Here is a 14989-nt window from a genome sequence, read left to right on the forward strand (position 1 = left end):
TGTGAATATACACGGAGGATGTAAGATAAAAATGTAATTTTTGTATATCTTTTTTTTGCACAATGTTTGTAAAAGTTGTACCATTGTAGACAAGGCAACTAACGTTGCTGTTCTTGTTTAATGAAAGGTGATTACGAAGTTGAAAGATACATTTGTTGAAAAAGTAGATGACTTTGTAAAGCGGCATGATGTATTAAAAAATGATTCAACAATTGTTGTGGGAGTTTCTGGTGGTCCTGACTCGTTAGCGCTTTTATATTATTTATTAGAAAAAAGAGCGGAAAAACAGTTGGAAATTGTAGTAGCTCATGTGGATCATATGTTTAGAGATGATGAATCTCATGAGGATTTACGGTTTGTGCAGGGCCTTTGTGAAGAACTGGGAATTATTTGTGAAACGATAAGGATTAATGTATCACAATATCAACAGCAATACGGAATGAATGCACAGGTTGCTGCTAGAGAATGCAGATATGCATTTTTGGAAAGAATAATGAAGAAATATGATGCAAGATATGTTGCTCTTGGACATCATGGAGATGATCAAGTCGAGACAATTTTAATGCGTCTTGTAAGAGGGAGTACTCCGAAAGGATATGCAGGAATTGCAGTGAAGCGTCCTTTTCATAATGGGTATTTAATTAGGCCGTTACTTGGGGTAACGAAGGAAGAAATTGTTGATTACTGTAATAAGCTAAATTTAATGCCACGTATAGATCCGAGTAATAAAAAGGAAGTATATACAAGGAATCGATTACGTAAATATGTCCTTCCTCATTTGAAAGAAGAAAATCCACAAGTGCATGAGAAATTCCAAAAATTTAGCGTGCAGATGCAAGAGGATGAGGCTTATTTGCAGGAATTAGCTTTTGAGAAAATGAATAAAGTAATTACAAAAAAAAGTGATAAACAAATTAGCTTATCAATTCCTGCCTTTGAATCCATGTCTATGCCTTTACAAAGAAGAGGGATTCAACTAATATTAAACTATCTTTATGAATATAAGATTCCATCTTCTCTTTCTTCCATACATATTGACAAGGTGATTGAGTTTTTTAAGCGGACACAACCTTCAGGTTCACTTGATTTTCCAGGTGATTTGAAAATTGTTCGTACATACGAGGAGTGTAGCTTTAGATTTAAACAAGAAATTGTTTCTCCTTTTTTACAAGATTTATCAGTACCCGGGACCATTACGCTATTGAACGGGGATGAATTTGTAACAGAGGTGAGCGAAGATATACCAAGTAACATGAATGAAACAGTATTTGTTGCTAAGTATAATGATATATCATATCCACTTCGTATTCGTTCTAGGGAAAATGGAGATCGCATGTCAATACAAGGTATGAATGGCACGAAAAAGATAAAAGCTATTTTTATCGAAGCAAAAGTACCGAAAGAAAAAAGAGAAGAATGGCCGGTCGTTTGTGATGCAAGTGGGACCGTTATTTGGGTACCCTTGTTGAAGCGATCTGCATTTGCAATTTCGAAAGAGATGGCAAAGAAGGATAAATATATGATTATTCACTACAAAAGCAAGGAGTCTTCCGGGAGGATAATGAAATGATGAATCAAGATATCGAAAAAGTATTAATTTCTGAAGAGCAAATACAAGAAAAGGTGCGCGAACTAGGTGCAATTGTTGCAGAGGATTATAAAAACACGGTACCTCTTGCAATTGGTGTATTAAAAGGCGCAATGCCATTCATGGCAGATTTATTAAAGAGAACAGATACATATCTTGAAATGGATTTTATGGCTGTATCTAGTTACGGTCACTCTACAGTTTCAACAGGCGAAGTGAAAATTTTAAAAGATCTTGATACTTCTGTAGAAGGTCGCGATATTTTAATCGTCGAAGATATTATTGATAGTGGTCTTACACTAAGCTACTTAGTAGACTTATTCAAATATCGTAAAGCGAAGTCTGTAAAAATTGTTACATTATTAGATAAGCCAACAGGCCGTAAGGTTGATCTGAAAGCGGATTATGTTGGATTTACTGTTCCACATGAATTTGTAGTAGGATATGGATTAGATTATAAAGAGCAGTACCGTAATCTTCCTTATGTAGGCGTATTAAAACCAAGCGTTTACTCAAATTAATTAAATATAGGCTTCACAATTGTATAGGAAAGTTTTTCTATGTTACGATTTACTATAGTGTTTATGCCGTGAGAGGAGGTTAGGAATGAATCGTATCTTCCGTAATACCATCTTTTATTTACTGATATTCTTAGTAGTAATTGGAATCGTGAGCTATTTTAATGGTTCGACACAAAAAACGACATCAGTTAGCTACGACAAATTCATTACTAAACTAGAAAGCGGTGAAGTGCGTAATGTGCAACTTCAACCGAAAAATGGTGTATTTGAGGTAAAAGGACAATTTAATAACTCTAGCCAAGGAGAACAATTTGTTACTTATGCACCAAATACTGAGGAATTACAAAAGAAAATTAATGATAAAGCGAAAGGTGCCGAAGTTAAGTATCAACCAGCAGAAGAAACAAGTGCCTGGGTAACATTCTTTACTTCAATCATTCCATTTGTCATCATCTTCATTTTATTCTTCTTCTTATTAAACCAAGCTCAAGGCGGCGGTAGCCGTGTTATGAACTTCGGGAAAAGTAAGGCGAAGTTATATAATGATGAAAAGAAAAAAGTTCGTTTCAGAGATGTTGCTGGTGCGGATGAAGAGAAACAAGAACTTGTTGAGGTAGTTGAATTCTTGAAAGACCCTCGTAAGTTCTCTGAAGTTGGTGCTCGTATTCCAAAGGGTGTCCTATTAGTTGGACCTCCAGGTACAGGTAAAACTTTATTAGCACGTGCTGTTGCAGGTGAGGCTGGCGTTCCATTCTTCTCTATCAGTGGTTCTGACTTCGTAGAGATGTTTGTGGGTGTCGGTGCATCACGTGTACGTGATTTATTTGAAAATGCAAAGAAAAATGCTCCTTGTATCATTTTCATTGATGAAATTGATGCAGTAGGGCGTCAACGTGGCGCAGGTCTTGGTGGTGGCCATGATGAGCGTGAGCAAACGTTGAACCAATTACTTGTTGAAATGGATGGATTCGGTGCAAACGAAGGTATTATTATCATCGCTGCGACAAACCGTCCTGATATTCTTGATCCAGCATTATTACGTCCAGGTCGTTTTGACCGTCAAATTACAGTAGATCGTCCAGATGTAAATGGCCGTGAAGCTGTACTGAAGGTGCATGCTCGTAATAAACCGCTTGATGAGAATATCAACTTAAGAGCAATTGCAACTCGTACACCAGGATTCTCTGGTGCTGATCTTGAAAACTTATTAAACGAAGCTGCTTTAGTAGCTGCGCGTCAAGATAAGAAGAAAATTGATATGAGTGACATTGATGAAGCAACGGATCGCGTTATTGCAGGTCCGGCTAAGAAAAGTCGTGTTATCTCTGAAAAAGAACGTAATATCGTTGCTTTCCATGAAGCGGGTCATACTGTAATTGGTGTTGTTCTTGATGAAGCTGATGTCGTTCATAAAGTAACAATTGTCCCTCGTGGTCAAGCTGGTGGATATGCAGTAATGCTTCCGAAAGAAGATCGTTACTTCATGACAAAGCCAGAGTTACTTGATAAAATCACTGGTTTACTTGGTGGTCGAGTAGCTGAGGAGATTGTATTTGGTGAAGTGAGTACAGGTGCTCACAACGACTTCCAACGTGCGACGGGCATTGCAAGACGTATGGTTACAGAATTCGGTATGAGTGATAAGCTTGGACCAATGCAATTTGGTAGTTCGCAAGGTGGTCAAGTGTTCTTAGGAAGAGACTTCCATTCAGAGCAAAACTACAGTGATGCAATTGCACACGATATCGATGTAGAAATGCAAACGATTATGAAAGAATGTTATGCTCGTGCAAAAGACATTCTGACTGAAAATCGTGATAAGCTAGATCTTATTGCAAAAACGTTACTTGAAGTAGAAACGTTAGATGCTGAGCAAATCAATCATTTATGTGATTACGGCAGATTGCCAGAACGTCCAACATCTTCAGATGATGTGAAAGTAAACATCAACATGAAGAAAGACGATGAAGATAAAGAAGATAAGTAAGAAACGAAGGAGTGACTATCGTCACTCCTTTTTTGTTTGTTAAAACCTTTGTTAATTACTATTGAGAACTTAGTGGATAAAGTAATTTAAGTAAAACTAGTATTAAAAATTGAAATAGAGAGCAATCTTTTTGTAAAATGATGAGGATAGGAAAGCTGATTATATAAGTATGTGTGATATGATGTTTTTATAAGTTTTATACATACTGCACAAATATAGATTAAATAAGATAAGTGGTGAGAATATGATTTTTGTATTGGATGTAGGGAACACAAATGCTGTACTAGGTGTGTTTGAAGAGGGGGAACTTCGTCAGCATTGGCGCATGGAAACAGATCGTCATAAGACAGAAGATGAATATGGAATGCTTGTAAAGCAATTGCTTGAGCATGAAGGTCTTTCGTTTGAAGATGTGAAAGGTATTATTGTGTCTTCAGTCGTACCACCAATTATGTTTGCTTTAGAGCGCATGTGTGAAAAATATTTTAAAATTAAACCGCTTGTAGTAGGGCCTGGGATAAAAACAGGGCTAAATATTAAATATGAAAATCCGCGTGAAGTAGGCGCAGACCGAATTGTAAATGCAGTAGCAGGAATCCACTTATATGGAAGTCCGCTTATTATTGTTGATTTTGGTACGGCTACTACATATTGTTATATTAACGAAGAAAAGCATTATATGGGTGGAGTTATTACGCCAGGAATTATGATTTCAGCAGAGGCTTTATATAGCAGAGCAGCAAAACTTCCTCGTATCGAAATTACAAAACCAAGCAGTGTAGTTGGGAAAAATACAGTAAGTGCGATGCAATCGGGTATTCTTTATGGTTATGTTGGACAAGTGGAAGGTATTGTTAAGCGTATGAAAGAAGAAGCTAGACAAGAACCTAAAGTTATTGCAACAGGTGGATTAGCAAAATTAATTTCCGAAGAATCGAATGTAATTGATATTGTAGATCCATTTTTAACGTTAAAAGGTTTATACATGTTATATGAACGTAATGCAAATTTACAGCATGAGAAAGGTGAATAAATACGTATGAAAGATTATTTAGTAAAAGCGTTAGCGTTTGATGGAGAAGTGCGTGCGTATAGTGTACGTACAACAAATACAGTAAGTGAGGCGCAAAGACGTCATGATACATGGAGAACGGCTTCAGCGGCACTAGGGCGTTCTTTAACTGCGGGTACAATGATGGGCGCAATGTTAAAAGGTGAGCAAAAGTTAACGATTAAGGTAGAAGGTAACGGTCCGATTGGTCCTATCTTAGTAGATGCTCATGCAAATGGAGATGTACGTGGTTATGTAACGAATCCGCATGTTGATTTTGAAGGAACAGAACAAGGGAAGTTACGTGTATATCAAGCGGTAGGTACAGAGGGGTTTGTAACTGTAATTAAAGATATTGGAATGCGTGAGCCGTTTATTGGTCAATCTCCAATCGTTTCAGGAGAATTAGGAGAAGACTTTACGTATTATTTTGCAGTTTCTGAACAAACGCCTTCTTCTGTAGGTGTTGGTGTTCTTGTAAATGGAGATGATAGCATATTAGCGGCAGGTGGATTCATCCTTCAAATTATGCCGGGTGCGCAAGATGAAACGATTTCATTTATTGAAGACCGTTTACAAAAGATTCCACCTGTATCAACGTTGATTGAACAAGGACTTTCTCCGGAAGAGCTACTATATGCAGTTCTTGGAGAAGATAAAGTAAAAGTATTAGAAACAATGGATGTTCAATTTAATTGCACATGCTCACGCGAGCGTATTGAGAGTGTATTAATTAGTTTAGGTAAAACAGAGTTAGAGCAAGTTCGTGAAGAAGAGGAAGAGACAGAAGTTCACTGTCATTTCTGTAATGAACGATACAAGTTCTCTAAAGAAGATATTACAAATTTAATCGAGAATTTGTAATAAGGGAATTAAGAGGAGCAATCCTCCAAATGAATTGACAAACAGGGAATTTTCTGACAAAATCTAAATATAGATAAAACCAATAAAAATACTCGGTGTTAGGAGTGACAGGAATGCGAGTGGCACAATCAGTTTCAGAATTAATCGGGAAAACGCCGATCGTTAAGTTGAACCGCATCGTAGAATCAGACAGCGCAGATATATACTTAAAATTAGAATTTATGAATCCGGGGAGTAGCGTTAAAGATCGTATCGCATTAGCTATGATTGAAGATGCTGAAAAAAATGGATTATTAAAAGAGGGCGATACAATCATTGAGCCGACAAGTGGTAACACAGGAATTGGTTTAGCGATGGTAGCGGCTGCTAAAGGATATAATGCAATCTTAGTAATGCCAGAAACAATGAGTATTGAGCGTCGTAATTTATTACGTGCTTACGGTGCGGAATTAGTATTGACTCCAGGGCCTGAAGGAATGGGTGGAGCAATTCGTAAAGCGACTGAATTAGCAAAAGAGCATGGCTACTTTATACCACAACAGTTCAAAAACCAATCGAATCCAGAAATTCACCGTTTAACAACAGGTCCAGAAATTATTGAACAAATGGGCGACCAATTAGATGCGTTTATTGCAGGTATTGGTACAGGTGGAACGATTACTGGTGCTGGTGAAGTACTGAAGGAAGCGTATAAAGATATTAAAATTTATGCAGTAGAACCTGCAGATTCACCAGTATTATCTGGTGGGAAACCAGGTCCACATAAAATTCAAGGAATTGGGGCGGGATTTGTTCCAGAGACGTTGGATGTAGAAGTATATGATGAAATTATTCAAGTGAAAACAGAGCAAGCATTTGAATATGCGAGAAGAGTGGCTAAAGAGGAAGGTATTTTAGTTGGTATCTCTTCAGGCGCAGTTATTTATGCAGCAACAGAAGTTGCGAAAAAGTTAGGTAAAGGGAAAAAGGTACTTGTTATTATCCCGAGTAACGGTGAACGTTATTTAAGTACACCACTTTATCAATTTGAATCATAATTAAACGCGATTGAAAAAGCATCCTTGAAAAAGGGTGCTTTTTCTTTTGGGATTGGAAATAGGAAAAGAGTGAATGACTAGAAAACTTCATGTAAAATAAGAGGTAGTATAATTAAATTATTTTCACTAGCCTTCGAGTATAATCAATCTCTATATAAATAACTTATGTAGTTTGAGCTGGTTAATCTAAGAGGGTGGGATAAAAGAAGACGGGGTGTTGATATGCAACGAAGAAAATCTTTAGCGCTTTCTATTCCATATCAGTTAGATTTCTTTAAGCAATATAAATTTCTTTCTCAGGGTAAATCGCAACATATTTTGTTAGAAAGCGGCCGTGGCGGTCGTTATAACATTGTAGGGCTGAACCCAGTAGCGGTAATCCGAGGGAAGGATGAAACGTTACATATAAGTGAAAGTGGTAAGGAAACAATAAAACGAGGGAATCCGTTAGATTTAATGCAAGAATATATGGAACAATGGAAGACGGACTATAACCCAGAGTATCCGCCTTTTCAAGGTGGTGCAATTGGCTATTTCAGTTATGACTGTATCCGTTATATTGAAAAGCTGCCTTCTCTTGCGGAAGATGATATTAATATACCTGACATCTTCTTTTTATTATTTGATGACGTATTTGTCTATGATCAAAAAGAACAAGTGTTATGGGTTATTACGCATTATGTAGATAAATATGAAGAGGCAAAAGAACGGCTAAATGAGTGGAAGAGTCTTTGGATGACAGAAGCGCCTGAAGTGACTGTGCCCTTTGAAAGTCCTGAAAAGAAAAGTGAAGCAGTTGCTTTTACTGAAGCCGGCTTTATGAAGGCAGTTGAATGTATTCAAGAATATATTGGGGCGGGTGATGTGTTCCAAGTAAACTTGTCGACGAGACAAGAAAGAACGTTACAGACACACCCACTAGAAATTTATACAAGTCTTCGTGAAATTAATCCATCTCCATATATGGGTTACCTGGAGCTTGGGGATTTTCAAATTGTTAGTGGATCGCCAGAGTTGTTAATTAAGAAACAAGGAACTGAAGTAAGTACAAGACCAATTGCTGGAACGAGATCTAGAGGCGCGGATGAGCAAGAGGATGAAGAATTAGCAAGAGAATTAATTGAGAACGAAAAAGAAAGAGCAGAGCATGTAATGCTTGTGGATTTAGAAAGAAATGATTTAGGACGTGTTTGTAAATATGGCACTGTAGAAGTAGATGAATTTATGGTAATTGAGAAATACTCACATGTTATGCATATTGTTTCTAATGTGCGTGGTGAGGTGGAAGAAGATAAAGATGCTTTTGATTTAGTGAAGGCTGTATTCCCTGGGGGAACAATTACTGGTGCCCCGAAAATACGTACGATGGAAATTATTGAGGAATTAGAACCTGTTCGAAGAGGGATTTATACAGGTTCAATCGGTTGGATTGGTTATTCTGGAGATACAGAATTGAATATTGTAATTAGAACACTTCTTGCTAAAGATGGAAAAGCTCATGTACAAGCAGGGGCGGGAATTGTAATTGATTCAAATCCAGAAAATGAATATAAAGAGTCGTTAAAAAAGGCGATTGCTTTATGGCGTGCAAAAGAACGTAGCGAAGAAACGGTTAGGTGAGAGAAATGATATTAATGATTGATAATTATGATTCTTTTACATTTAATTTAGTGCAGTTTCTTGGAGAACTTGGACAAGAGCTCGTTGTTAAACGTAACGATGAAGTGACCATTTCAGATATTGAGAATATGAAACCAGATTTTCTAATGATTTCTCCAGGTCCATGTAGTCCTAATGAAGCGGGGATTAGTATGGAAGTTATTAAATACTTTGCTGGAAAGATTCCGATTTTTGGAGTTTGTCTAGGGCATCAATCCATTGCACAAGTGTTTGGTGGAGAGGTTGTCCGTGCAGAACGATTAATGCATGGGAAAACGTCGCTTATGCATCATGATGGAAAGACGATTTTTTCGGATATTCCTAATCCGTTTACTGCGACGCGCTATCATTCCCTTATTGTTAAGAAAGAGACGTTACCCGATTGCTTAGAGGTAACATCTTGGACAGAGGAAGGAGAAATTATGGCACTTCGTCATAAGACATTGCCGATAGAGGGTGTGCAATTCCATCCGGAATCTATTATGACTTCTCATGGGAAAGAGTTGTTACAGAATTTCATTTGTAAATACAGTCCAAGTGCAACATTATGTTAATTTACGTAAATGGTCAGTATGTAGAAGCAAGTGAAGCGAAAATTTCTCCTTATGATCATGGTTATTTATATGGTCTTGGAGTTTTTGAAACGTTTCGTATTTATAATGGTCATCCTTTCTTATTGGATGATCATTATGACCGTTTAATAGAAGCGCTGGATACATTGCAAATTAAATGGACAATGACAAAAAATGACGTGATGCTTATTTTGAAAGATTTACTCGCTAAGAATGAATTGAAGCATGCATATGTACGTTTTAATGTATCAGCGGGTATAGATGAAATAGGATTACAAACGGAAATGTATGAAGAGCCTTCGGTTATTGTTTTTATAAAACCTTTAACAGCTCCAGGAGATGTAGTGGAAAAAGAAGGTGTTATTCTAAAACAAGTGCGAAATACACCGGAAGGAACATTTCGTCTGAAGTCTCATCATTATTTAAATAATATTTTAGGGAAGCGTGAAATTGGAAATGTTGTGAGTAAGGAAGGTATTTTTCTTACTGAAGCAGGTTATGTTGCAGAGGGTATTGTTTCCAATCTATTTTTTGTGAAAGGTGATGTTTTATATACACCTTCGTTAGAGACAGGGATTTTAAATGGTATCACTCGTGCGTTTATTATAAAGAGTGCTGAAGAATTAAATATAGAAGTAAAGGAAGGTTTCTTTACAAAAGATGAGCTACTTTCAGCGGATGAAGTCTTCGTAACAAACTCCATTCAAGAAATTGTTCCGCTTTATCGTATAGAAGCGCAGGATTTCCCGGGTAAAGTAGGAGTGGTTACAAAAAGTTTAATGTACCTTTATGGAATGCAAAGAGAGAAATTATGGAGCAGAAATGAATTACGAAGAGGAGATGTGTAGTTTGAAGTGGGATTATGATTTACGCTGCGGCGAATATACATTGAATTTAAATGAAAAGACATTAATTATGGGGATTTTAAATGTAACACCAGATTCGTTTTCTGATGGTGGGAGTTACAACGAGGTAGATGCTGCGGTACGTCACGCAAAAGAAATGCAAGGTGAAGGTGCTCATATTATTGATATTGGTGGCGAATCTACTCGCCCGGGTTTTGCTAAAGTATCAGTAGAAGAAGAAATAAAGCGAGTTGTCCCGATGATTCAAGCAGTTTCAAAAGACGTAAAATTGCCTATATCTATCGATACATATAAAGCTGAAGTTGCAAAGCAAGCAATTGAGGCTGGTGCTCATATTATTAATGATATTTGGGGAGCGAAGGCGGAGCCGAAAATTGCTGAAGTCGCAGCTCATTACGATGTACCCATCATTTTAATGCATAACCGCGATAACATGAATTATCGTAATTTAATGGCGGATATGATTGCTGATTTGTATGACAGTATTAAAATTGCTAAAAATGCTGGTGTGCGAGATGAGAATATTATTTTAGATCCAGGTATCGGTTTTGCTAAAACACCTGAGCAGAACTTAGAGGCGATGCGTAATTTAGAACAGTTAAATGTGCTAGGTTATCCGGTTCTCTTAGGTACTTCGAGAAAGTCCTTTATTGGGCACGTATTAGATTTGCCAGTAGAGGAACGCCTTGAGGGAACGGGAGCTACTGTTTGTCTTGGTATTGAAAAGGGCTGTGAGTTTGTTCGTGTCCATGATGTGAAAGAAATGGCGCGTATGGCTAAAATGATGGATGCGATGATTGGTAAGGGGGTAAGGTAATTGGATAAAATTTATATCCATGATATGGAGTTTTATGGTTATCATGGCGTGTTCCCAGAGGAGAATAAATTAGGTCAGAGATTTAAAGTTGACTTAACGGTGGAGTTGGATTTAAAGCGTGCAGGGGAAAGTGATGACTTAGAGCATTCGGTCAATTATGGAGAGCTTTTCGAATTATGTAGAAAAGTTGTTGAGGATAGAAAGTATAAGCTTGTGGAGAGTATCGCTGAAAATATTGCTGCAGATATATTAAAACAATATGAAAGTATTTCGCGCTGTACAATTAAGGTAATTAAGCCGGATCCACCGATACCGGGTCATTATCGTGCTGTAGCAGTAGAAATTACGAGAGAACGTCCATGAACAATATAGCTTACATTGCATTAGGGTCAAATATTGGAGAGCGTTATACGTATCTAACCGAAGCGATTCAGTTTTTAAATAAAAATCCTTATATTCAGGTTGATGATATTTCATCTGTATATGAAACTGAGCCAGTTGGCTATACTGACCAAAGTTGCTTTTTAAATTTAGTTATAAAAATTTCTACCAATTTATCACCACAAGAATTATTGAAAGTAACACAAAAAGTAGAAAATGACCTAGGAAGAAAAAGGGAAATTAGGTGGGGGCCGAGGACTATCGACCTTGACATTTTACTTTATAATCAAGAGAATATTGAAGCAGAGAATCTTATTGTTCCGCATCCGCGGATGTTTGAAAGAGCTTTTGTTATCGTTCCGTTGTTAGAAATTAATCAAGACATAAAACAAAACATTTCATGTTCACAAGTAGAAGAAATGAAAAGGCGAGAGGGAGTAACGGTATGGAAGCAGAAAAATGGGGAAGACGCATTCGTGCTTTTCGAAAGCTAAAAGGTTACACACAAGAAGGTTTTGCTAAAGCACTAGGGGTATCTGTATCTGTTTTAGGTGAGGTTGAGAGAGGGAATAGATCGCCTTCTCAAGATTTTGTAGTAGAAGTTGCTAAGGCATTAAATGTTTCGATAGAGGAATTAATGCCAAAGTGATTGTACAGGAAGGAGTAGATTGATTGTTAAAGATTGCAAATATCGAGATGAAAAATCCGGTTGTACTAGCACCGATGGCGGGAGTGTGTAACTCTGCATTCCGTTTAACAGTAAAAGAATTTGGTGCCGGATTAGTTTGTGCTGAAATGGTAAGTGATAAGGCAATATTACTTAATAATAAAAGAACATTAGATATGTTATATATCGACGAGAGAGAAAAGCCATTAAGTTTACAAATTTTTGGTGGAGAGAAAGAAACTCTTGTAGATGCTGCGAAATATGTAGATAAATATACGACAGCAGACATAATTGATATTAATATGGGTTGTCCAGTGCCGAAAATCGTTAAATGTGATGCTGGAGCAAGGTGGCTTTTAGACCCGAATAAAATATATGAAATGGTAGCAGCGGTTGTAGATGCTGTTGAAAAGCCGGTTACAGTTAAAATGCGTATCGGTTGGGATGAAGAACATATTTTCGCAATAGAAAATGCTAGGGCTGTTGAGCGTGCTGGTGGCCAAGCTGTGGCGGTTCACGGACGTACACGAGTGCAAATGTATGAAGGAAAAGCGGATTGGGATATTATTAAACAAGTAAAACAATCTGTAAATATCCCGGTTATCGGAAATGGTGATGTCGCAACGCCGCAAGATGCAAAGCGTATGCTTGATGAAATTGGTGTAGATGGTGTTATGATTGGTCGTGCTGCTCTTGGAGATCCGTGGATGATTTATCGTACGGTAAAGTATTTGGAGACAGGTGAATTAATGCCGGAACCAACAGTGCGCGAGAAAATTGATGTATGTATGTTGCATCTAGATCGTCTTATCGACTTAAAGAATGAAAGTGTCGCTGTAAGAGAGATGAGAAAACATGCAGCTTGGTATTTAAAAGGTGTTCGTGGTAATGCGAGTGTACGTAATGGTATTAATGCTTGTAACACACGGGAAGACCTTGCGAATGTGTTAGGTACATTTGTAGAAGAAGTGGAAGCGAAACAACAAACAATTTACGTTGGTTAATAATGGACATAGGAGATTGACATTCTTCTATACACTTCCTATAATTACGTGAAAGAAAGAAGAGCTGCCAGTTAGTTGCTGGCAGTTTTTCTAGTTGAGTAGAAAATGCTATACTGTATATATTGTAAAATTAAATAGAGCTGGAGTGATATCAATATCATGGATAACATGAACCACGAAGAATTAAACGACCAATTGATTGTTCGTCGTGAAAAGCTACATAATTTACGTGAACAAGGAATTGACCCGTTCGGTAAAAGATTTGAACGCACAAATTCAACAACTGACTTAATGAGTCTATATGGAGAGTTCTCTAAAGAGGAATTAGAGGAGAAGGAAATCGCTGTTTCTATCGCTGGTCGTATTATGACAAAACGCGGAAAAGGGAAAGCTGGATTTGCACATGTTCAAGATTTACATGGACAAGTTCAAATTTATGTTCGTAAAGATGCTGTTGGAGATGACGAGTACGAATTATTTAAAACAGCAGATTTAGGTGATTTAGTAGGTATTGAAGGTAAAGTGTTCAAAACAAACGTTGGAGAACTTTCAGTAAAAGCAACAGGCTTTACGCTATTAACGAAATCTCTTCGTCCATTACCAGATAAATACCATGGATTAAAAGATGTTGAACAACGCTACCGTCAACGTTACTTAGACTTAATTACAAGTATGGAAAGTCGTGAAACGTTCGTTACTCGTAGTAAAATTATTCGTGAGATGAGAAGATACCTAGATGACAACGGTTATCTTGAAGTGGAAACACCTATGATGCATGCAATTGCAGGTGGAGCTTCTGCGCGTCCTTTCACTACACACCATAATGCGTTAGATATGGAATTATATATGCGTATCGCAATTGAGCTACATTTAAAGCGTCTTATTGTGGGTGGTTTAGAAAAAGTATATGAGATCGGCCGTGTATTCCGTAATGAGGGTGTATCAACTCGTCATAACCCTGAGTTTACGATGATTGAATTATATGAAGCATACGCTGATTATAAAGATATTATGAAGTTAACAGAAGATATGGTTGCTCATATCGCGAAAAAAGTACTGGGTACAACAACAATCCAGTATGGTGATTATGAAATTAATCTAGAACCAGAATGGACACGTCTTCATATGGTAGATGCGATTAAGCAATACTCTGGAGCTGATTTCTGGAATCCGATGAGTATAGAAGAAGCGCGTGAACTTGCAAAAGAACATAATGTAGAAATTAAAGATACAATGGAAGTTGGTCATATTATAAATGAATTCTTCGAACAAAAAGTAGAAGATAAATTAATCCAACCAACATTTATTTACGGTCATCCGGTAGAAATCTCGCCGCTTGCGAAAAAGAATGATGAAGATCCAAGATTTACAGATCGTTTCGAATTATTTATCGTTGCGCGTGAACATGCAAATGCATTCACTGAGTTAAATGATCCAATCGATCAAAAAGAACGTTTTGAAGCGCAATTAAAAGAGCGTGAACAAGGTAATGACGAAGCTCACATGATGGATGACGATTATATTGAAGCTCTTGAGTACGGTATGCCTCCTACGGGTGGATTAGGAATCGGTATTGATCGTCTAGTTATGTTATTAACAAATGCACCATCTATTCGTGATGTATTATTATTCCCTGCTATGCGCCATAAACAAGACTAAGCTTTGGAGATTTCTCCAAAGCTTTTTTTATTTGAGCATGAGTTGCGTGGGTATAGTAAATCTTGATAGTGCGAGAAATTATATTTATATAGAAGAAATGTGCTGTTTTTATACTTTTTTACTAAGTTAAAAGTTTTATTAGAAAAACTATTGCATTTTAATAATCAAACTGGTATATTTATATTCGTTGCCACGAAAGGTAACAAACAAAACAAACGAAAAACAACTTATTAAAAAAAGTTGTTGACGAAAATATAACGAAATGTTATATTGATAAAGTCGCTTCTGAGCGACAAAGTAGTTCTTTGAAAACTGA

General features: G+C 37.1%; 15 protein-coding genes. All 15 read left to right on the top strand.

Translation table 11 applies throughout. The features are described 5' to 3' along the window. Positions 1-139 precede the first annotated feature (139 nt). The 15 genes from tilS to lysS all read left to right on the top strand — a co-directional run bounded on the left by tilS (position 140) and on the right by lysS (position 14673). Positions 140-1570, top strand: coding sequence for a tRNA lysidine(34) synthetase TilS (gene tilS, locus ABWK52_RS07720; protein ID WP_098542418.1), 1431 nt, complete (start codon positions 140-142; stop codon positions 1568-1570). Then, entirely contained in the window at positions 1567-2109 is a 543-nt protein-coding gene (hpt, locus tag ABWK52_RS07725) for a hypoxanthine phosphoribosyltransferase (RefSeq protein ID WP_000981844.1), read from the top strand. The genes tilS and hpt overlap by 4 nt, the downstream gene beginning before the upstream one ends. 85 nt (positions 2110-2194) lie before the next feature. Next, positions 2195-4096: an ATP-dependent zinc metalloprotease FtsH gene (gene ftsH / locus ABWK52_RS07730; RefSeq protein ID WP_001079672.1), complete on the top strand. Its 1902-nt coding sequence runs from the start codon at positions 2195-2197 to the stop codon at positions 4094-4096. 244 nt (positions 4097-4340) lie between these two features. Continuing rightward, complete coding sequence (locus ABWK52_RS07735) at positions 4341-5129, top strand: type III pantothenate kinase (protein WP_000578368.1); 789 nt, start codon at positions 4341-4343, stop codon at positions 5127-5129. Positions 5130-5135: 6 nt separating this feature from the next. Continuing rightward, complete coding sequence (gene hslO / locus ABWK52_RS07740; protein ID WP_000656372.1) at positions 5136-6011, top strand: redox-regulated molecular chaperone HslO; 876 nt, start codon at positions 5136-5138, stop codon at positions 6009-6011. A 113-nt stretch (positions 6012-6124) separates the two neighbouring features. Continuing rightward, positions 6125-7048, top strand: a complete 924-nt coding sequence (cysK, locus tag ABWK52_RS07745; RefSeq protein ID WP_001261719.1) for a cysteine synthase A — start codon at positions 6125-6127, stop codon at positions 7046-7048. 222 nt (positions 7049-7270) lie between these two features. Then, a complete protein-coding gene (gene pabB / locus ABWK52_RS07750) occupies positions 7271-8668 on the top strand; it encodes an aminodeoxychorismate synthase component I (protein WP_001189719.1) in 1398 nt (465 codons plus the stop codon). A 5-nt stretch (positions 8669-8673) separates the two neighbouring features. Then, positions 8674-9261: an aminodeoxychorismate/anthranilate synthase component II gene (gene pabA, locus ABWK52_RS07755; RefSeq protein WP_000602296.1), complete on the top strand. Its 588-nt coding sequence runs from the start codon at positions 8674-8676 to the stop codon at positions 9259-9261. Next, a complete protein-coding gene (gene pabC, locus ABWK52_RS07760) occupies positions 9255-10127 on the top strand; it encodes an aminodeoxychorismate lyase (RefSeq protein ID WP_000909873.1) in 873 nt (290 codons plus the stop codon). Before pabA ends, pabC begins: the two co-directional genes overlap by 7 nt. Then, positions 10102-10962 (top strand): dihydropteroate synthase, encoded by an 861-nt coding sequence (gene folP / locus ABWK52_RS07765; RefSeq protein ID WP_061655189.1) that lies wholly within the window; start codon positions 10102-10104, stop codon positions 10960-10962. Before pabC ends, folP begins: the two co-directional genes overlap by 26 nt. Continuing rightward, entirely contained in the window at positions 10963-11325 is a 363-nt protein-coding gene (gene folB / locus ABWK52_RS07770; protein WP_000358062.1) for a dihydroneopterin aldolase, read from the top strand. Then, positions 11322-11837: a 2-amino-4-hydroxy-6-hydroxymethyldihydropteridine diphosphokinase gene (gene folK / locus ABWK52_RS07775; protein ID WP_001059447.1), complete on the top strand. Its 516-nt coding sequence runs from the start codon at positions 11322-11324 to the stop codon at positions 11835-11837. The genes folB and folK overlap by 4 nt, the downstream gene beginning before the upstream one ends. After that, positions 11789-11992 (top strand): helix-turn-helix domain-containing protein, encoded by a 204-nt coding sequence (locus ABWK52_RS07780; protein ID WP_000387024.1) that lies wholly within the window; start codon positions 11789-11791, stop codon positions 11990-11992. The genes folK and ABWK52_RS07780 overlap by 49 nt, the downstream gene beginning before the upstream one ends. Positions 11993-12015: 23 nt before the next feature. Then, complete coding sequence (dusB, locus tag ABWK52_RS07785) at positions 12016-13014, top strand: tRNA dihydrouridine synthase DusB (RefSeq protein ID WP_000912251.1); 999 nt, start codon at positions 12016-12018, stop codon at positions 13012-13014. 159 nt (positions 13015-13173) lie between these two features. Beyond that, entirely contained in the window at positions 13174-14673 is a 1500-nt protein-coding gene (gene lysS / locus ABWK52_RS07790; RefSeq protein WP_098379061.1) for a lysine--tRNA ligase, read from the top strand. Positions 14674-14989: the final 316 nt, after the last annotated feature.

This window comes from Bacillus sp. AP50, assembly GCF_040492675.1.
In the GTDB taxonomy this organism is placed as follows: domain Bacteria; phylum Bacillota; class Bacilli; order Bacillales; family Bacillaceae_G; genus Bacillus_A; species Bacillus_A cereus.

Coding starts and splice junctions, on each gene's coding strand:
- hpt (WP_000981844.1), top strand. CDS start 1,567: ATGATGAATCAAGATATCGAAAAAGTATTAATTTCTGAAGAGCAAATA.
- ftsH (WP_001079672.1), top strand. CDS start 2,195: ATGAATCGTATCTTCCGTAATACCATCTTTTATTTACTGATATTCTTA.
- ABWK52_RS07735 (WP_000578368.1), top strand. CDS start 4,341: ATGATTTTTGTATTGGATGTAGGGAACACAAATGCTGTACTAGGTGTG.
- hslO (WP_000656372.1), top strand. CDS start 5,136: ATGAAAGATTATTTAGTAAAAGCGTTAGCGTTTGATGGAGAAGTGCGT.
- cysK (WP_001261719.1), top strand. CDS start 6,125: ATGCGAGTGGCACAATCAGTTTCAGAATTAATCGGGAAAACGCCGATC.
- pabB (WP_001189719.1), top strand. CDS start 7,271: ATGCAACGAAGAAAATCTTTAGCGCTTTCTATTCCATATCAGTTAGAT.
- pabA (WP_000602296.1), top strand. CDS start 8,674: ATGATATTAATGATTGATAATTATGATTCTTTTACATTTAATTTAGTG.
- pabC (WP_000909873.1), top strand. CDS start 9,255: ATGTTAATTTACGTAAATGGTCAGTATGTAGAAGCAAGTGAAGCGAAA.
- folP (WP_061655189.1), top strand. CDS start 10,102: ATGAATTACGAAGAGGAGATGTGTAGTTTGAAGTGGGATTATGATTTA.
- folK (WP_001059447.1), top strand. CDS start 11,322: ATGAACAATATAGCTTACATTGCATTAGGGTCAAATATTGGAGAGCGT.
- ABWK52_RS07780 (WP_000387024.1), top strand. CDS start 11,789: ATGGAAGCAGAAAAATGGGGAAGACGCATTCGTGCTTTTCGAAAGCTA.
- lysS (WP_098379061.1), top strand. CDS start 13,174: ATGGATAACATGAACCACGAAGAATTAAACGACCAATTGATTGTTCGT.